This is a genomic window from Cytophaga sp. FL35 (assembly GCF_014349235.1).
Taxonomy (GTDB): domain Bacteria; phylum Bacteroidota; class Bacteroidia; order Flavobacteriales; family Flavobacteriaceae; genus Euzebyella.
Window position 1 is genome coordinate 154,782 of sequence record NZ_JACSOH010000004.1, and the last position, 19,450, is coordinate 174,231.

The 19,450-nt window shown below is 37.7% G+C and carries 16 protein-coding genes; 6 read left to right on the forward strand and 10 right to left on the reverse strand.

Going from position 1 to position 19,450, the window contains the following annotated elements; all coding sequences use genetic code 11:
• Positions 1–10: 10 nt before the first annotated feature.
• Both BIZ36_RS04390 and BIZ36_RS04395 read right to left on the reverse strand, forming a co-directional pair.
• Positions 11–1,555, reverse strand: a complete 1,545-nt coding sequence (locus tag BIZ36_RS04390; protein ID WP_187456654.1) for a glycine--tRNA ligase — start codon at positions 1,553–1,555, stop codon at positions 11–13.
• Between the two features lie 37 nt (positions 1,556–1,592).
• Entirely contained in the window at positions 1,593–2,489 is an 897-nt protein-coding gene (locus tag BIZ36_RS04395; RefSeq protein ID WP_187456655.1) for a DUF8428 domain-containing protein, read from the reverse strand.
• Positions 2,490–2,664: 175 nt separating this feature from the next.
• On the opposite strand from BIZ36_RS04395, the gene BIZ36_RS04400 reads away from it, so the two are divergent.
• Both BIZ36_RS04400 and BIZ36_RS04405 read left to right on the forward strand, forming a co-directional pair.
• On the forward strand, positions 2,665–3,243 hold the full coding sequence (locus BIZ36_RS04400; RefSeq protein WP_222937227.1) for a ComF family protein: 579 nt from the start codon (positions 2,665–2,667) through the stop codon (positions 3,241–3,243).
• Positions 3,244–3,295: 52 nt separating this feature from the next.
• Positions 3,296–4,912, forward strand: a complete 1,617-nt coding sequence (locus BIZ36_RS04405) for an Ig-like domain-containing domain (protein WP_187456656.1) — start codon at positions 3,296–3,298, stop codon at positions 4,910–4,912.
• Here the strand turns inward: BIZ36_RS04405 and BIZ36_RS04410 are convergent.
• The 3 genes from BIZ36_RS04410 to BIZ36_RS04420 are packed head-to-tail and all read right to left on the reverse strand — an operon-like array spanning position 4,899 to position 6,772.
• Positions 4,899–5,672, reverse strand: coding sequence for a nitrilase family protein (locus BIZ36_RS04410; protein WP_187456657.1), 774 nt, complete (start codon positions 5,670–5,672; stop codon positions 4,899–4,901). The genes BIZ36_RS04405 and BIZ36_RS04410 overlap by 14 nt on opposite strands.
• A gap of 3 nt (positions 5,673–5,675) precedes the next feature.
• Positions 5,676–6,305: an NUDIX hydrolase N-terminal domain-containing protein gene (locus BIZ36_RS04415; protein ID WP_187456658.1), complete on the reverse strand. Its 630-nt coding sequence runs from the start codon at positions 6,303–6,305 to the stop codon at positions 5,676–5,678.
• Entirely contained in the window at positions 6,305–6,772 is a 468-nt protein-coding gene (locus BIZ36_RS04420; protein WP_187456659.1) for an ankyrin repeat domain-containing protein, read from the reverse strand. Before BIZ36_RS04420 ends, BIZ36_RS04415 begins: the two co-directional genes overlap by 1 nt.
• Positions 6,773–7,019: 247 nt before the next feature.
• Here BIZ36_RS04420 and BIZ36_RS04425 point away from each other — a divergent pair, with 247 nt between their 5' ends.
• From BIZ36_RS04425 to BIZ36_RS04435, 3 genes are read left to right on the forward strand one after another with little or no spacing between them, the layout of a single operon-like run.
• Positions 7,020–9,227, forward strand: a complete 2,208-nt coding sequence (locus BIZ36_RS04425; protein WP_187456660.1) for a PAS domain-containing sensor histidine kinase — start codon at positions 7,020–7,022, stop codon at positions 9,225–9,227.
• On the forward strand, positions 9,227–9,655 hold the full coding sequence (locus BIZ36_RS04430; protein WP_187456661.1) for a response regulator: 429 nt from the start codon (positions 9,227–9,229) through the stop codon (positions 9,653–9,655). The genes BIZ36_RS04425 and BIZ36_RS04430 overlap by 1 nt, the downstream gene beginning before the upstream one ends.
• Positions 9,656–9,698: 43 nt before the next feature.
• Positions 9,699–10,100, forward strand: a complete 402-nt coding sequence (locus BIZ36_RS04435) for a response regulator (protein WP_187456662.1) — start codon at positions 9,699–9,701, stop codon at positions 10,098–10,100.
• Here the strand turns inward: BIZ36_RS04435 and BIZ36_RS04440 are convergent.
• The gene (locus BIZ36_RS04440; protein ID WP_187456663.1) at positions 10,097–11,467 is read right to left on the reverse strand and encodes a DUF5689 domain-containing protein; all 1,371 of its coding nucleotides are present in this window, start codon (positions 11,465–11,467) and stop codon (positions 10,097–10,099) included. The two genes, BIZ36_RS04435 and BIZ36_RS04440, sit on opposite strands and share 4 nt — an antisense overlap.
• 4 nt (positions 11,468–11,471) lie before the next feature.
• Positions 11,472–14,201, reverse strand: a complete 2,730-nt coding sequence (locus BIZ36_RS04445; protein ID WP_187456664.1) for a TonB-dependent receptor — start codon at positions 14,199–14,201, stop codon at positions 11,472–11,474.
• A 117-nt stretch (positions 14,202–14,318) separates the two neighbouring features.
• Between BIZ36_RS04445 and BIZ36_RS04450 the strand changes: the two genes are divergently transcribed.
• A complete protein-coding gene (locus BIZ36_RS04450) occupies positions 14,319–15,353 on the forward strand; it encodes an endonuclease/exonuclease/phosphatase family protein (RefSeq protein WP_187456665.1) in 1,035 nt (344 codons plus the stop codon).
• Positions 15,354–15,399: 46 nt separating this feature from the next.
• On the opposite strand, the gene BIZ36_RS04455 is transcribed toward BIZ36_RS04450, so the two are convergent.
• The 3 genes from BIZ36_RS04455 to BIZ36_RS04465 all read right to left on the reverse strand — a co-directional run bounded on the left by BIZ36_RS04455 (position 15,400) and on the right by BIZ36_RS04465 (position 19,390).
• Positions 15,400–15,996: a 3-keto-disaccharide hydrolase gene (locus tag BIZ36_RS04455; protein WP_187456666.1), complete on the reverse strand. Its 597-nt coding sequence runs from the start codon at positions 15,994–15,996 to the stop codon at positions 15,400–15,402.
• Between the two features lie 54 nt (positions 15,997–16,050).
• Positions 16,051–16,491, reverse strand: a complete 441-nt coding sequence (locus BIZ36_RS04460; protein ID WP_187456667.1) for a hypothetical protein — start codon at positions 16,489–16,491, stop codon at positions 16,051–16,053.
• A 100-nt stretch (positions 16,492–16,591) separates the two neighbouring features.
• Positions 16,592–19,390 carry a TonB-dependent receptor gene (locus BIZ36_RS04465; protein WP_187456668.1) on the reverse strand — a complete coding sequence of 933 codons (2,799 nt, stop codon included), beginning with the start codon at positions 19,388–19,390 and terminating at the stop codon, positions 16,592–16,594.
• Positions 19,391–19,450: the final 60 nt, after the last annotated feature.

Genomic DNA, 19,450 nt, shown 5'->3' on the forward strand with positions numbered 1-19,450 from the left:
GAGTAGTGGCCTATTGAATTTTCTGTAACCAAGTTTTCATGTCTACTTGCTCGTGTATAATACGTTTTACATCGGCAATGGCTACACGTTCCTGTTCCATGGAATCCCTATGGCGAATGGTCACCGTTCGGTCTTCCAATGATTGATGATCTACCGTAATGCAAAAGGGTGTACCATTAGCGTCCTGCCTTCTATAACGACGACCAACAGCATCCTTTTCATCATATAGAACATTAAAGTCCCATTTTAAGTCATCTACAATTTCTTGTGCCAATTCTGGCAATCCGTCCTTTTTCAACAAAGGAAAGATAGCCGCTTTGGTCGGGGCCAGAACAGGAGGTAACTTAAGCACCGTTCTAAAAGTACCGTTTTCCAACTCCTCTTCTTGCAATGAATTGGAGAATACGGCCAAGAACATACGGTCTAATCCAATGGAAGTTTCAAGAACATAAGGGACATAACTCTCCCTGGTTTCAGGGTCGAAGTATTGTAATTTTTTACCGGAGTATTTTTCGTGATTACCAAGATCAAAGTCTGTTCTGGAGTGTATTCCTTCTAATTCCTTGAACCCAAAAGGAAAGCGAAATTCAATATCCGCAGCTGCATCTGCATAATGCGCCAATTTTTCATGGTCATGAAAACGATAATTATCCTCTCCCATACCAAGGCTTAAATGCCATTTCATTCGGTTTTCCTTCCACGTTTCATACCACTCCATTTGAGTGCCAGGCTTAATGAAAAACTGCATTTCCATTTGTTCAAACTCCCTCATTCGAAAAATGAACTGCCTAGCAACAATTTCATTTCTAAAAGCTTTTCCTGTCTGTGCTATGCCGAAAGGAATTTTCATTCGGCTGGTTTTTTGGACGTTCAAAAAATTTACGAAAATACCTTGAGCCGTTTCCGGACGTAAATATAAATCCATGGCACTTTCCGCAGATGCTCCCAATTTTGTGCCGAACATTAGGTTGAATTGCTTCACATCTGTCCAGTTTTTAGAACCGGACATAGGACAGGCAATTTCCAACTCTTCAATCAGCTTTTTTACATCTGCCAAGTCTTCTTTTTCCAAAGATTTGGCCAATCTACTAAGAATAGATTTTGCTTGTTCTTGATAATCCACCACCCTTTGGTTGGTAGCCAAAAACTGTTCTTTATCAAACTTATCGCCAAATCTCTTTTCTGCTTTGGCAACTTCTTTCTCTATTTTTGCCTCGATTTTAGCAACATAATCCTCTACCAAGACATCTGCACGATACCTTTTTTTAGAGTCCTTGTTATCTATCATGGGATCGTTAAACGCATCAACGTGCCCAGAAGCTTTCCAAGTAGTGGGGTGCATGAATATGGCGGCGTCAATACCCACAATATTATCATTGAGTTGCACCATGGCTTTCCACCAATAGTCCCTAATATTCTTTTTTAGTTCCGCACCGTTTTGAGCATAGTCATAAACAGCACTTAAACCATCATATATTTCACTGGATTGAAATACGTACCCGTATTCCTTTGCATGGGAGATAACCCTCTTAAAATCGTCTTCTTGTTTTGCCATGCGGCAAAAATAGGATATTACCTAAAGTCAAAAAAAATTATTTCAGCTCAAATTCCGTAGAGGACAGTAGTTTTTGTCCTTCAAAAATGTTGAGCCTGTACATTCCTTCTTCCAAGGAACCTTGAGGAATGGTAATAAAGTCGCAGATATTGGTGTCCTCACCGCTAAATTTAAATTCAACTCTCTTACTGTAGACATTTCCGTTTACGGAAATAGTATTCGCATTATCTGCTACAACGGTCATGTTAGGGTCTAAAAACTGATAATAAATAACCTTAGTGGTATTCATTTCCGTTATATCTGCCAAAACCGTTACGCAACCGCGGAGTTTTTCAATGATAGAGGCTTTGTTCGTATTAATTGGCTTGCCACTACGCAATCTAAAACCACTTCCCTCCGTACCCTGTAAACTAAGGTAGCTTTTGGATTTCAACTCACGATTAAGCTCCTTGATTTTTTGTCTTTGCATGGCCTCTGCCTCTGCCAATGAAATACTTTTTCCTTTCAGCTGTTCCAATTCCCTTTTGGTCTTTTCGTACTTCTCAGTAAGTAGCGTATTATTATACCTAAGGAAATTATTTTTAAGCTTTAAACTATCATTTTTAGACTCAAGCCTTCTTAATTCGGTCTTAAACTCTCTTAGTTTTTCGATAGTAAAATTTAATTGCCCGACGGAATCCAATAATTGTTGAATTCTATATTTTGAACTTTCCAATTCAATTTCGTTTACCTCATTGAGCGCAGAGAGCCTATCAACGTCTGTTTTCATTAAATTCAAATCCTGAACAAGAAGTTCCTTTTCACGTTGTAAAAAAGCTATTTCGCTTTTGTTCTGGGCATAACTGTAATAAAAAGCTATAAGAATACCGATTATCACGGCAACCAGGGCAGCAAAAATAATCTTGTAATTGAATTTAGTATCTTGAACGTTCATTGGGAACGGTGCGCTTTAGGTAAGTCGATCTTTTCGAGCTTAGATTTTGCTGTATAAAAAGTTAACAAATATAACAATTGATATCATTACGGTCCTTTTCCCTAGGGTCTGTTTTGGATGTAATGCTCATTTAATCAGAGGAGAGGAACTGGTCTGCACCACTTGTCGGAACAATTTGCCACTCACCGATTATTCTTTTAACGAAGAAAATCCCGTTGACCGTATATTTTATGGTCGAATTAACATAGAAAAAGCAAGTTCTTTCCTTTTTTTCTCAAAAAAAGGGATTGTTCAACAGCTTATTCATAACCTAAAATATAGAAATCAAGAAGTAATTGGTGACTTTCTAGGAGGGTGGTACGGTCAATTGTTAAAAGACAGTAAAGAGTTAGACGGTAAAATAGACCTTGTAATACCTGTACCGCTCCATTCCAAAAAATTAAAAAAGAGGGGATATAATCAAGTAAGCAAGTTCGCTAAAAAATTGGCAATGTACCTTGAAGCAGATTATGCAGATGATATTCTTGTTAAAACCGCAAATACTAAAACGCAGACCAAAAAGAACCGGTTGGGCAGATGGCATCAGCAAACCTCTTTGTACGCATTAAAAAATCCAGAAAGGCTAACGAACAAGAATGTTCTATTGGTAGATGATGTTATTACCACTGGAGGCACTATGGAAATTTGTGCTCAAGCTCTTTCATCCGGCATAAATATCAAGCTATATATTACTAGTATGGCCGTAGTACCCTAATTATGGTTTTTGCCAAAAATTAGTCGTTTCTTTGTATCCATATTTCTGGTTTATGGTGCGTAGGTTTACGGCGTTTCTTTTTCTCCTTTTAATTGTGAACAGCCTTTGGCAGTGCGCCAGAAAAGGCAGCCCTTCTGGTGGACCAAAGGATATTACCCCTCCTACGTTGGTGAAAACAGAACCTGATAGTATGACCACCAACTTTAAAGCGAAACGAATTCGTCTTTATTTTGATGAACTTATAAAATTGGAAGACGTACAAAACCAATTAATAGTTTCTCCACCATTAAAATATCAGCCAGATATTACACCTCAAGGTGGGGCCAGCAAGTATGTGGAATTCAAATTCAAAGACACTTTAAAGTATAACACCACCTATACCATAAATTTTGGCCAAAGTGTTCAAGACAATAATGAAGGGAACCCAAGTTCTTTCTTGACCTATGTTTTCTCCACAGGAGATTATATAGATTCTCTGCAACTTACAGGTGCCGTCAAGGATGCCTATAAAAGAAAAGCCGATGATTTTATAAGCATCATGTTGTATGAAATGGATACTGCTTACACAGATTCCACAGTTTATAAAAGACCTCCCAATTATATCACCAACACACTTGACAGTGCAGTTATATTTAGATTAAAAAATTTAAAGGAAGGTCAATACAAGCTTTTTGCCCTAAAGGACGCAGCAAAAAACCATGTTTTTGACCAAAACGCAGACAAAATTGCCTTCCTACCAGATACTATTACGTTACCAACAGACTCCACTTACGTTTTAAATTTATTTAAGGAAGTTCCCAATTACAGTATGGCGGTACCTAGCCTCGTAGCCAAAAACAGGATACAGTTTGGGTATTATGGAGATGCCACAGGGGTAGAAATAACACCTCTTACCCCCCTGCCAGACACTGTTTCCACAAAAATCGTGAAGGAAAAGGACAAGGATACCCTAAATTTTTGGCTTACTCCCTACGAAATGGATTCCATAGTTTTTACGGTAACCAATGAGAGATTAAAAGTAAAGGACACTTTTACGGTCAAAAACAGGAAAGTTGGTATTGACTCTTTACGTTTAAACCCCAATCAAAGCGGCTCTTTAAGTTTTACGGAATCCTTTTACATTGGAGCCAATACACCTCTCATTTCCATTGATACCACATTAATGAGCATGATGAACCAAGATTCTGTTGCCATTACCTTTAAGAGTGAATTGGACACCGTTCTAAATAAAGTTGACATAAACTTTGAAAAAGAACCCAATTCCAGTTATCAATTGGACTTATTGCCAGGAGCCATTGAAGATTTCTTTGGCCAAGTAAATGATACCATTTCATATTTTTTATCTACCGGGAGCTATGCCGATTATGGGAATCTAAGGTTTGAGGTAAAGGTAGCAGAGGATGCCTATCCTTTAATTGTACAACTAACGGATGAGCAAGGAAGTCTAGAGCGCGAAATAATTGCCAACGAACCCCAATCCTTTGAATTCAATCATTTGGACCCAGGCAATTATCTTTTAAAAGTAATTTTTGATAAAAACGGAAATGATAAATGGGATACCGGTAATTATTTAAAGCAATTACAACCCGAACGAATTAGCTATTATCCCGATGTAATTGAAGTAAGGGCCAATTGGGAAAAAGTGGAAACCTTTACTATACGAGAGTAAAATTATCCCGGTCTTCTAAAAACTTCAATTTCTTCCTAGTATCGGAAATATGGTTTTTATACAAGGTTGCATATAGAACCTCCTCTTTTTGGGAGAAAACCTTTTGGCTGCCCAAACAATCATATACGGCAGAATGTCCAGAATATTCATTGCCTTTTTCATCCTCCCCAATTCTATTAACCCCAATACAATAGCTCATATTTTCAATGGCACGAGCCTTTAAAAGAGCGTCCCAGGCAGCCACTCTGGGTTTTGGCCAATTTGCTACGTATAACAGAACATCATAGTTGTCCACATTCCTTGCCCAAACTGGAAACCTAAGATCGTAACATACCAGTGGACAAATTTTAAACCCCAAGTAATCTACAATCAATTTATCCGTACCCGCTTTATACACCTTGTCCTCTCCTGCCAAAGTAAAGGTATGACGCTTATCATAGTATACCACTTTTTCATTTGGGGCAACAAAAAATAGCCGATTGACAAACTCCTTTCCTGTATTGTATGCCACACTACCCACAATGGCTACCCCTTTCCCCTCTGCAATATTTTGCATCCAATCTATGGTTTTGTCGCCTTCGGAAATATCTATATTCTCAGGAGACATGGTAAAACCAGTAGTGAACATTTCGGGCAAAATAATGATATCCACATCACTAGAAACACGGTCTATCTTCCTAGAAATTAAAGCTCTATTAACTTCGGGATTTTCCCATACCAAGGCTGTTTGCACCAAGGCTATATGTAATTCTTCTTTCATCAATCAATCAATATGTACCTTACTCCCCTCCTGTTTAGCTAACTCATACAACTGTTGAAGTTGTGAAGAGAGAATACGGTCTTTAGAAAGTTCTGGTAATTCATTTATTTTAAAGAATCCAACCGCTTCCATGTCATATCCATGCTTTGGGGCACCTCCGGTTATGTTGCAAAGAAATATCAATTTATAGATATAGAATGGTTGAGGGGGATGAGGGTGACATCTTTTATCATAAATGGCCAAGAGTCTACACACCTCAGCTTCATATCCGGTCTCTTCTTTTATCTCTTTTAAAACTGCTTCAGAGGGAGTATCCCCTACATCTGCCCAACCACCGGGAATTGTCCACTTGTTATCCAATCTTTCCTTAGCCATGAGAATCTCATTTTGTTCATTTAGAACAAAACCCCGAACATCTACTTTTACCGTTGGATAGTCTTTTTCAGGAAGAAAAAAGTTATCTAAAGTCTTAAGTTCTGTACCCGAAATTTGAGCCATTAATTGGAGACTTATTTGCCTAACTTCTTGATAGCGTTCCTCTGAGTAGTCACTTTCGGCATAGACCAATCCAATATCAGCTATTGATTTAAGGCGTTTTACTAAGTTAAGTTGTTCTTCGGCATTTAAATCCATTACCCTTCCAACATGTTAATAAGCTCATGGGATCCTTGTAACTTGGCATGGTCGAGCGCCGTATGTCCCCTATTATCCTTTACACTTGTATCTGCTCCATTATCCAATAGTAACTTTGCAATTTTAGGTTTGTTAAATGTAGCTGCATAAATTAAGCAGGTACCCCCCATTGAATTTTTCACATTTACATTGGCCCCTTTATTCACCAGCAATTCTGCCAACTCATCATATCCTTTAAAACAGACGCCCATTAATGCCGTATTACCGGCCCCATCTACTTCATCTACTTCTGCACCTTTCTCCAATAACAATTGAGCAATTTCATATTGATTGTAGTATGTAGCTAAAATAAGGGGCGTAGAACCTCTTTGGTCCTTAATAGCCATGAGCTTAGGATTGTCGGAAATTGCCGTTGACACCTTTTCTATATTCCCAGACCTGATATAATTTAAAAAATCTTCATTCATACAAATTTTATTAAAAATGACGTTCCTAATACTATAAAAGCAACTGGACTGAAAATTACAAAATTGAATCTCTATCAAATATCCTGAATTGACTTTTCTAAAATAGCACTATCAAATAAATTTATAAGTACTTAATGACATCTATAACAATGCGTAACAACAATAAAGTAAATAACCATTAATTTTTAGATATTTTCCTACTTTAAAACATATTTTTATAACTTCACTCTCCAAACCCCCCTTGTAATTGGACACTTTAACCATTAACACGCTTATTAAGGAGGCACCTGTAGCCATTGCGTTACTGGATGACCAATATTGTTTTCAAACCTATTCTTCGGTTTGGGAAGACAAATTTTCTGTCCCAAATTCCAATTTGCTAGGTTTAAAGCTTTTTGAGGTAATGCCATTTTTGAAATCAGAATTGGAGTCGGTACTACCCAAATGCCTAAAGGGAGAATCCCATCAAAATGATGGAAATAAATTGGTAGTTGAAGGTATTGTAAAGTGGTTAAAATGGAAAGTGAATCCTCAGCGAAACCTTGATGGCATTATTACAGGAATCATTCTATTTCTAGAAGATATTTCTGAAAACAAAAGAAAGGAAGAGATACATCAAAAAGCTGTTGAAGTTGCCAAAATTGGCGGTTGGGAAATTGATTTACTTACCAATGATCTCTATTGGACAGATATCACCAAGCAAATTCATGAGCTTCCATTGGACTATACACCAAAATTGGAGGAGGGAATTAAATTCTATAAAGAAGGAAGACATAGAGATACTATTTCAAAAGTCGTAGCGCGAGCCATGGCAGATGGCACCCCTTGGGATGTTAACTTAATTATCGTAACTGCCAAAGGAAGGGAGCGTTGGGTACGCGCCATGGGCAGTGTTGAAATGAAACACGGCAAGTGTGTTCGTATTTTTGGTACTTTCCAAGATATTGATGATGAGAAAAGAATGGAAATCAAATTAAATGAGGTTTCCAACAGACTTGCCATTGCCACCACTGGATCCAATATAGGAATATGGGAATACTCTATGCTCAATGAAGACTTTGTATGGGATGACAACATGTACAAATTATATGGGGTCAAAAGAATCAATTTTAATCCTAACAATAGACATCATTGGAGAAGGGCCGTACACCCAGATGATTTAGATAATATTGTATCTACCCATATTAAAGCTCTGGAAGGCAAAAAAGAATATGAGACCCAGTATAGGGTCATAACCCCAAAAGGAGAAATTAGACACTTAGGTGCCAGGGCTGTTATCATATATGACGAGAAAGGTACGCCCACCAAGATGATAGGCACCAACTTTGACATCACAGAGCTTTCCAAGACACAATTAATGCTTGAACGTAGCGAAGAGTCCTTGCATAGGGCCTTTGAGAAATCTACAACGGGTATGGCGTTGGTAGGTTTAAAAGGCGAGTGGATTCAGGTGAACAAGCAATTATGTTCAAAACTGGGATACACGGAAGAAGAGCTACTTAATAAAACCTTTCAAGATATCACCCACCCAGAAGATCTAGAAAAAGATTTAGCCCTCCTTAATGAAATAATCAAGGGAAAAAGGGATAGTTATAAAATAGAAAAGAGATACCTTAATAAAGAAGGTCAGACTATTTTTGCGATATTGACAGTAACGGCAGTTAGAAATATTGAAGGGAAACTTTCGCATTTTATTTCACAGGTGATGGATATCACCCAGAGAATAAAATCCGAAGAAGAATTGACCAGACTTTTAAATATTACCAAGCAGCAAAATGATAGCCTTTTGAATTTTGCCCATATCGTCTCGCATAACTTAAGATCACACGCTACCAACCTCTCAATGCTCACTGGCTTTTTAGAAGGGGAAAAGGATGAATCCGAAGTAACAGAAATCCATTCTATGCTTAAGGATGCTTCTGAAAGCTTAAATGAAACCGTCATACATCTTAATGATGTGGTTCAACTCAAAGTAGGCGCCAACGAAAAAATGGTACCCGTAAACCTACCTGAAACCCTACACACGGTAAAAAAGAACCTAAGTGTATTATTAAATGATAAAAAGGTACAATGCACCGTAGATATGCCCCATAATTTAACCGTAAACGGTATTCCGGCATATATTGACAGCATATTCCTAAATTTGATTACCAATAGTATTAAATATAGTTCGCCCAAACGTACTCCCACTTTAAACATTACAACAGAAATTACCGAAAATCATGTAATTTTAAGTTTTGCGGACAATGGGCTAGGAATTAACCTAAAAAGACATGGCAAGAAAATTTTTGGCATGTATAAAACCTTTCATAAAAATAAAGACGCTAAAGGCATTGGCCTCTTTATTACCAAAAACCAAATGGAATCTATGAGAGGTAAAATAGATGTAGAAAGTGAAGTAGGCATAGGAACTACCTTTAAATTGTATTTTGAGAACAACCAAACCCCAGAATAATGGCTAGAGTAAGTAGTACTTGTATTATTGACGATGACCCCATTTTTGTCTATAGTACCAAACGAATTATGAAAGAAGTTGATTTCAGTGATGAAATCATGGTATACAATAACGGTCAAGATGCTATTGAAGCAATTGAAGATATTGTGGAAAGCGGAGAATCCATCCCTCCTATAATTTTCTTAGACCTTAATATGCCCATCATGAACGGTTGGGAGTTTTTGGATGAATTTGTAAAAATTCCTAATCCGAACAGGGAAAAAACGGTCATTTACATTATTAGTTCTTCTATAGACCCTCGTGATTTGGAACGGATAAGAAATTATGAAATAGTTGATAATTATATTTTGAAACCGGTGGTTCGCGAAGATTTACATACAGTACTAAAGAATATTGGAATAGAACACGATAAGACCACAGAAACATAGGATGTACACCTAGAATAATAGTTACTTTAAAAAGCTGGAATGAATGAATGAAGCCTTAAAAAGCATTTGTATAATAGATGATGACGCCATTTCGGTTTTTGGATTAAAAAGGGCACTAAAAAAATATGATGGGGAAACGGACCCCAATCCCTTAGTTTTTGAGAATGGGCAAGATGCGATTGACGAGTTTGAAGAATTAATAGAGGGCAATCAACCATTGCCCTCCGTTATTTTCATTGATTTAAATATGCCTATTATGAACGGATGGGAGTTTGTTGAGGAGTTTAAGAGAATACACCCCTCTGAGAAAACCACACCGCTCATTCTAATCATGAGTTCTTCTATTGATCCAGCGGATGCAGAAAAAGCCAAAAGCTACGGGTTAGATGACAATTACCTTTCCAAACCTGTTTCCAAAGAAATACTTGAAGCATATTTCAATTAATTCCGATTCCCAGGTGTAAAATCCTCCGGGGCAATTTGGGGTTGATTATTGGTACCTGCCGCACCCGTATCATTATAAATTTCCCACTCACTATTAGTAAAGTTTGGGTTCGCCATGTCAATATCTAGTTTTCTTAAAGCCCGTCCGTCCTCAAATTCGTGATCGGTTCCGGAACCGTCCTCTCCCACAATTCCAAATGCATCAATTACCTTTCCAAAAGGGTCTATAAGTTGAAGGTTGTCATCACCGTTAGAATCTGCGGGACTATTGCCGCCAATAGCCATATCCGGGGCAAAACCATATACCCTTTCAAACTCCTCTGCATTAGGGCTTATAACAAGTGTCTTATTGCCCTCCAGTACAATTCCTGAAAGGTCTAACGTTGAACTTATTTCGGTGTTGGCATTTGTAAACCTGACCAAAGACCATCCTTTTAAGCTTAAGGCCATTTCCGAGGCGTTGAAGATTTCAACAAACCTGGCACCTGCATTGTTATCGGGGTCAGCCAATTCTGAGATAAAAAGCTGATTAGAAGTAAACTCATCTATAAATGGAGCGCATCTATCCTTGGTAAATTCCATATCCTGTAAACTTCTTATGATCAAATCACCCTCCAAAAGAATCCCAGTGACCCTTCCATTTAATTCCGGTACAATTTCAGATTGAAAATCGGAATACCCACTATTCACTAGGGATATAACTTGGTCGTCACAATTGATCAGAGTTCTAACGGTCTCCTCCGCCTCATTTGCAAACGGAAGCCGTAATTCTTCCTCAACAAACTCCAAACTGTCCAGGGACACCAGTATACCGGAAGGATATTCGTTCCATTTTTCGATAGAAATTTTTACAGGTTGAATTATTGAAGGATCATCACAAGAACGAACGATATGCTCATCTACTACGTTGGCAGGTAAACGACCTACGGATACGTTGCCAAAGGATTCAAAGGTTGCTCCCAGTTTATAAACATTGCCACTCTTACCCAGATACAAACCTTTTAGTTTTACATACACTTTACTGCCAATAGGGTAAAGCAAGTGCGAATCTCGTATATCTATTTCTATTTGAAATGCTTCTTTAGGATTTGCAACAGCATCTTGAATATGCAGTACACTAAAAAAGTTACCGTACTCATCTGAAGAAACTACGAAACCCTCAATTATTAGATTCTCTTGAATTTGTACGGTTTCATCCATATAGAGTTCTTTGATTTCTGTATAAGTAGCATTTGCCATTATACTTTCATCGCATTCTGATTTGGGAGGATCAAATTCCCTATTACAGGACAAAAACCAAGTAGCAAACAAAATCACCAATGACATGTATTCAAAGAAGCATTTTCTTAAAAAATCCCGTTTTTCCATACTTCTAAAAACTATAGGCAATATTTAAAAAGAAGGTACGCCCGTAGCCATACCAATATTTAGGGGCAAATGAAGGGGTGCCACTCAAATTATCATCGCGTAACTGTCCAAAATTTCCATTTCTACTTTGTTCATAGCCGCCAGTCCTAAATTGCATATCAAACGCATTATTGATACTAGCGAACACACTAATATATTTACCGTTTTTCAACCATGACTTTCCGCCTATCAAATTGAGTAAATAGAAATTATCCAAAGGATTTTGCTTTAGCAATTCTTCAACATTTTCTGCAGTAGCATCTGGAAAGGGATTTCCTGTTTCCGGGTCTAAATAAAAACTGGAGGTTCTGGTAATAGTAGAAATGTTGGCATAATTATCTGCTAAATAGTTAGCCGTGGCGCCTATCCACCAATATTTGGGGTCTCTGTATTCAAAACCTAAAGCATACGCTTGTTGCGGACCTTGAGCAAGCTTATAGTCCTTTATTTGGGCCGGACCCAAAGATAGGTTTCCATCTATATTGATTAGATCTTCTTCTCTACCTGCCGTATCAAAATTAATGGTAACGTTAGGGTCACTAGCAAACACGTATTTGCCTATAGCCGCCACAAAATTCATTTTAACGGATGATGAAAGCTGATATTCCAATCCGAGTTCTGTACCCAAATGCAACTTATCTAAATCCGTCAATACTTCCTGAACAAAATCGGAACCCACCCCAGTGTCCACAAAGAAGAAGTTGATATCCGTTATGTTCTGAAAACGGGTATAAAAGGCACTCAACCTACCCGTTAAAGTGGGCAGCTTAAGATGGTAGTTAACATCTAGCGTCGTAATTTTTTCATCTTGAATACTAGTGACTACCTCATTATTCTCCCTAGGATTTATAAAAACATTTTGAAGCACCGGTGCCTTAAAAATTTGTGCAGCATTGGTGTTAACGACATGTCTTTCGGTTATTTTGTAGGTTGCACCTCCTTTAATACCATAGTTGGAAAAATGTACCCTATCACTCTTTCCAAGAGAATTGTCTAAATATCTCTCATTTTGAAAAAGCCCTTCCCTTTGGTAAGAAGTATTTGAATATTCGCCAGCCATGAAAGCACTCCATCTGGTCCTGCTATACCTAATTTGAGCAAAACTTGAATAATTTGTAGCGTCCAAAATGTAATTGTAATTAAAAACATCTCCTCTTCGTTTTTGAACCGAACCTGCTATATCATTTTTGGTATCGGAAAAAGCATCCAAATCATTATGAAACTGCGCCCCTAACAAATCGGTAATTTTAGCATAATTGATAGATGATAGTTGTGAATAGTTCAATCCAAGGTTTACTTGAACATTATGTAACATATCAAAGTTACTGATGAGATTAAAGTTAAACTGTTGATCATCCGTGACATCATCATATAAGAGATAAGCGGCCGCCTCCCTTTCATTGGACCTATAGATTTCCTCCCAATCAATTTGAGGTTCGTTTAGAAACCCTTCCTTTGCAAGATTCGCACTCGTAAAATTAGCCCCTATAGGACTATTGATATAAAAACTGGGAAGGTAACGGTAGTAAGTGGGATCTGGGTTTGGCGCGTTAAAATACCCCAGTCTGCTTCTATTGTTTGTTCCAAACTGATAGGAAACACCAGTATTCAAATTGAACTTATCTATTTCGACCCGATAATTTAGCATTAGGATAGGTTCTGAAATTTCTCGCTCCCGGGCATTTCGGGTCTTGTTATCTTGTTCCCCCCAATAGGGGTTATAACGATTACCTACCAACTGAAAAACTTCTTCTGTAATAGCCGATGACCTCCCACGTCTGTTAGAAGCCAGAATTCCAGTAAATTGAAGGGAGTTTTTATCATTGATTTTATACTCCCCTCCTACATAGGCACTATAGGCATCATATAAAGTTCCATTTATATAAGCCTCTTTTGCCCATCGTTTTGAAATTGAAACAGTATATGCCAGCCCATTCTCAAGCAGTCCAGAATTGTGTGTAGCCATGAACCTGCCCGCATATGTTCTATTAGAGGCAGATACCGTAAATCTAGTTCCTGGTCTTAACCCACTTGGGCGCGTATCTATATTTGTATTGCCTAAAATACCGCCAAAAGTAAAATCCGAAGGGGCTAACGCATTGGTATATTGCTGATTTCTTAATACATCATTAAGTCCTCCCCAATTATTCCATTGCGGCCTACCATCATAAAACTTGTTCATTTTAATGCCATTGATGGTAATATTTCCATTCTGGGAATCATATCCTCTTACCCTAAAGAAGGCTTGACCAAAGTCAAAAGCCGCCCTGTTTAGGAACAGGTCTCTAGTGGCCTGCAATAATCCCGAAGGGTTGGAGGCGATACCGTCGTCCGTAAGTTCATTATCGGTTAAAGTAATGAGGTTGGTAGTCTGTTCAGAGGTAATATCCTCCTCCAACATAATTGTTCCTAAATTCAAACGATCCAAAGTAAAGATTATAGGTATTTGTTTCTGAAGGTAATCCGGAGACGAAATCCTAAGGAGGATTTCCTTTTTTGTAGTTGTAATTTTAAACGATCCATTCTCCTGGGTCCTCACTAAATTATTGGACCCTACAATTGCAATTTCAGCTTGGGTAACGGGATTTTCCGTTCTCTGGGAAACTATGGTTCCAGTAAGTATATATTTATCTTGAGACCAAAGACTATGTAGGGCAATGAATGAAAAAACAAAAAGAAACCCAATGCGTTTCAACTACTTATATTTTTTGAAGAACATATCAATATTAACCAAATAAAGATTATTCTTACCAAGAATGAGGTTTAATCAGCTAAAAAAATCGTTAATTGAAGTAGATTTTATATCCCGATTATGAATTTAAAATTACTTTTTCTACTCCTGTTACCCTTTGTAGCAATTTCCCAAAGCAGTTCTTATAAAATAAGAACGGTTGCTTTTTATAATCTTGAAAATCTTTTTGATACCACCAATGACACTTTGATTTTTGATGATGATCGAACCCCAGAAGGAAAGGATAATTGGACCCAAGAAAGATATGAACGAAAGCTCCTTCAAATGTCAAAGGTCATATCGGAAATAGGCTCTGATAAAACCGGAAATTCCCCGGACATTCTGGGGATTTGTGAGGTAGAAAACTTAAGAGTGATAAAAGATTTGATACATCAAGATGCTTTAAGGAATAAGGGTTATGAAATTATTCATTATGATTCGCCTGATGAAAGGGGCATTGATGTGGCTTTACTTTACAAGAAATCGGCTTTTGTGCCGACTTCCACGGCAAGTCATCGGTTATTGCTCTTAAATGAGGAGCAAGAAAGAAATTATACCCGAGACCAATTGGTTGTTGGTGGCATGTTGGATGGTGAACAGTTATTTTTCTTAGTCAACCATTGGCCGTCTAGAAGTGGTGGTGAAGCAAGAAGCCGGCCAAACCGAATAGCCGCTGCCCAACTAAACAAACAAATTATTGATTCCCTACAAAGATTGGACGAGCAAGCAAAAATTATAAGTATGGGGGATTTTAATGACGACCCCACGAATGATAGTTTTAAAAAAATACTTCAAACCAAGGGCAAAATTAAAAAGCTGGAAAAAGGAGAGCTATACAATCCTATGGAGCGCTTATATAAGAAAGGTGTGGGTTCTTTGGCCTATAGGGACAACTGGAATCTTTTTGACCAGCTTTTTATGACAGAAGCCCTTTTAGAAAAGACAGATGAAAAGTATCATTTTTGGAAAGCCTCCGTATTTACCGCCCCCTATCTTTTAACACAAAAAGGAACCTATAAAGGCTACCCTTTAAGAACTTATGCTGGTGGCGCCTACACCGGAGGTTACTCCGATCACTTCCCGGTTTATCTATACCTAATTAGAAAGGAACCATAAAAAAACCCCTCCAATAAAAGAGGGGCTTGACTATTTTAGAAATTAGTTATTTCAATTGCTTCAATTTTATTTTTCGCCATTTCACCTTTATTCCTCCGCCGTCATGGATTTGTAAAGCCACTGACCCTTCTCCCTTACCTATTTTTTCATCGGTAAGCGTAATCATTTGGGTACCGTTCAACCAAGATGTAATTTGGTCTCCCTCTACTCGAATTTTCATTTTATTCCACTCGCCCATTTTCAAGGCTTTATCCTTTTCTGCTTCCGGCTTGATCAACCATCCTCTACCATAGGACTCATAAACACCACCGGTATCATGGCCTGGAGGTGCAACCTCTACCTGCCAGCCGGTAATTTTGGTCCCTTCGATAGTAGAACGAATAAATACACCACTATTTCCGTTGGCCTCTTGTTTAAATTCCAATGTCAATTCAAAATCCTTATAATGCTTATCAGTTGCCAAGTAGCCATAACCCTTGTCAGGACCGCTTTCACAAATGAGTAAACCATCTTCTACATACCATTTTTCGGTACCATAGATGGTCCAACCATCAAGATTTTTTCCATTGAACAATTTTTCTTTTTGGGCATGAGTGAAAGTCACCATACATACCACACACAGGGATACTAATAATCTCTTCATTTGATTTTTGGTTATAAAATTAGGGTTTGGGTTTGATTTATTTGATTGGTAAGATCAATTGAACCACGCATTCCATGGGATACGGCTCAGTAACAAAACAAGTCCGAGGCCATAGAAAATGGCAATGCTTTTAAATTTTTTGTCGCCTTCTACAAATTTTTTGTGTCTAGACCAGCCAATGGTAATGAATACGATGGCTACGATATTGATTACAGGATGTTCCAGTGCCAACAATCGTGCCTGGGCATTTAAACCTCCCATACCCAAGGTTTTGATAGCATTTAAGCCACTTGGGGAAACAAAGTAAAGAATCAACCCCACCAATAGCTGAATATGCGAGAGAATCAAGGCAAACAGACTTAGCCTTAAATCCTTTTCCATATTAAAGATTCTTTTTCCCATCCAGCCGCTTAAGGCGTTGAAAACGGCCAAAATCAATATTAAAAGAACTACATAGGCTAAATAGGAATGAAGCACTTGAACTATTTCGTACATAAGTTGTGATTTTAAGAAGCTAAATGTACGGCTTTTTGGGCATAAAAAAACCCCGCTAGTAGCGGGGTTTCAACTAAAATTTTTAGCTTACTTCTTTTATTTAGAATCTATAACTAAGTGAAAAGTTCCAAGTTCTTCCAAAACCAAAATACACTCTGTTTCCAGTATTTATGCCTTCATAGTTATTAAGAGGATCGGCATCAGGTGCAACGTTCGTTTCTGATTCAGAAATATAAGTTTCATCAAAAACGTTATTGACATTTAACCTCAAGGCCACAGATTTATCCGCTTCTTTACCAACAATCATCTTATACGACACTCCGGCATCAACCAAGTTATAGGCTGGCAATTCAAGAAGAAATCCATCATTATCAGCTACTCCATCTAGATTGTTATCTTGAAAAGAAAGAACATCAAAATCCGCATACAAATTATCAGCCCTAAAGTAACTAGCATCGAATTTTAACCTTTCAACGGGCTCTATTTCTGCTCCGATTCTTGCCGTGAATTGAGCGGCATCACCAACTTTCACGCCATCCAAAATCAAATCTGCAGTACCAAGCACATTACGTCCATCATCCAATACTGTACCTGTTGGGTTTCCAGTATATTCCCAATTACCTATAGAAACCATACCAGTAAAAGACAATATTGGCGAAGCCTTTGCCATAAAATCCACTTCAAGACCGGTATGTAATTGTTCTATTCCAGCATAGTTCGCCGTTCCTTGAAACAAAATATTACCATCAATATCGCTAACCGATATTCCATCACTTTCAAACCTATCCTTCCAGCTAGTTCTATAAAGGTTAACATTTGCGCTAAAAGCTGCTGAACGAAATCCATAACCTAATTCAACACCAAGAATTTTTTCATTCTCTAAATCAGGATTTATATCGTTTACAAAGTTTAAGAAAACCGCATCAAACAATGGTTGCTTTAAATAGTACCCTGCGTTACCGAAAATATTATGTTTTTCATTGATGTTATAGTTTAGGCCTGCCTTTATATTACCCCCGGATTGATTTACCCAATCAGTCTTTTGTTCTGGATCTGAATCCAAGTAATTGAATGGATCTTCTCTTTGAAAGCCTTGGTTAGAAAATGACCCCTGCATAAAGGCAGAAACTTTATCATTTTTATATTCCACTTGACCAAAGGCACCCAACCAACGTACGTAACCTATATTATAGTAATCGATTTTTTCTTCGTCATCAATACTACTGAAAACATTGAATGCATTACCTGCAGTTGGTGCGTATGTTTCCGTTACGGTTCGGAATGTATTATTGATGTTATCATTATCAACGTAGGCATCAGCCCCAAATAAATCCACTAGTCTTCTGTAGTGATATCCTTTATAGCTTCTGGCATCTACTCCTACATCAAAACTCCAATTACTGTTGATATCATTATGAAAATTTAGAATTGTACCATACCAGTTATGAGAATTAACAGATGATCTTTGTGAAATACCGTTCTCACTTCCTCTTACAAAATCATTATCATCCTCAAAACCAAAAGAACTATTATTTCCATTTACAAAGAGACCTTGATTGGCTAATGGACCTCCAAAAGTATATTCTTCTCTTTGTGTTCCAAAATCTGGAATATTTGCACCACTATTCCACCTTTCTATATCATCCATACGGATAAGACCATCAGCAGTTTTAAAAGTTGAAGAGAATGATTGATTACCATTTATTCTTCCTATTGAACCTATAGAGCCACCACGACCAAAAGATGCATAAGCAATTGCAGAAAATTTAGATTTTTCAGAAATAGAATAATCCCAGTTCAAAGAAACAACTGGTTTGTGATAGAAGTTACCCCCAAACGTATCTTCTTTACCATTTCTATAACCCCAATCACTATTATATTTAATGTTAGGATCTGTACCATTGCTTCCGAATTCCAAATAGTTATTTAAACTTGGAGCAAAACTTCTTTGGTTGTGCTGTTGCGGGGCACCTGTTACAATAAACTGAAAGTCATGTTTGTCATTAGGCTTATAACCTATTCCTATAAAATAGTTGAAACCTTCAAATTTAGTTCCATCAACATAACCGTTACCTGCAGTTCTTCCCAACAAAACAGAAGCTGAAAGACCGTTATCCATTAACCCAGTATTATAAGAAACCGTAGTCTTTAAATAATCTGCATTACCCACAGAACCAGTAACCATACCTCCCTCTTGTTGATCAGCAGTTTTGGTGATTACATTTATAGTACCACCAACCGAAGAAATCGCTAATTTAGAAGAGCCAAGACCTCTTTGAACCTGAATAGCAGAAGTCACATCACTTAACCCTGCCCAGTTACTCCAATATACCTGACCATTTTCCATGTCGTTTACAGGCACACCGTTTATCATTACCGCAGAGTTATTAGTGTCAAAACCACGGATATTGATTCTAGCATCACCAAAACCACCTCCTTGCTTAGTAACATATATAGAAGGTGTGGACCTTAGTATCTCCGGAAATTCCTGCGAACCTAATTTTTCCTGAATTTCAGCGGCTCTTATGGTTGACACAGCAACAGGCGTTTCCCTGTCCTTAGCTACATCAATAACACCACTCACTACAACACCTTCCAACTCTTGTGCATTAGGCTCAAGTGTAATTTGACCAATATTTCCTAAACTTGTAAAAGGGACATTTTTGCTTGCGAACCCTATATAAGATACTACTAAAGTTCCTGCATTACTTGGAACTTCTATGGTAAAATTACCATCAAAATCCGTTGAAGTACCAATTGTGGTTCCTTTTACGACAACACTTGCTCCAGGTAAAGGTTCATTTAAATCCCCATCAATGACGGTACCCGTAATAGTGCCTTGTGAAAATGCTACGGCCGCCATGAAGAAAGCGACCACTGTGAAATAGATTTTTTTCATTTGTGTGTATTTGTTAGTCTTCAATTTCGCTGCAAAAGTGCCCTATTTTATAATTTTGAA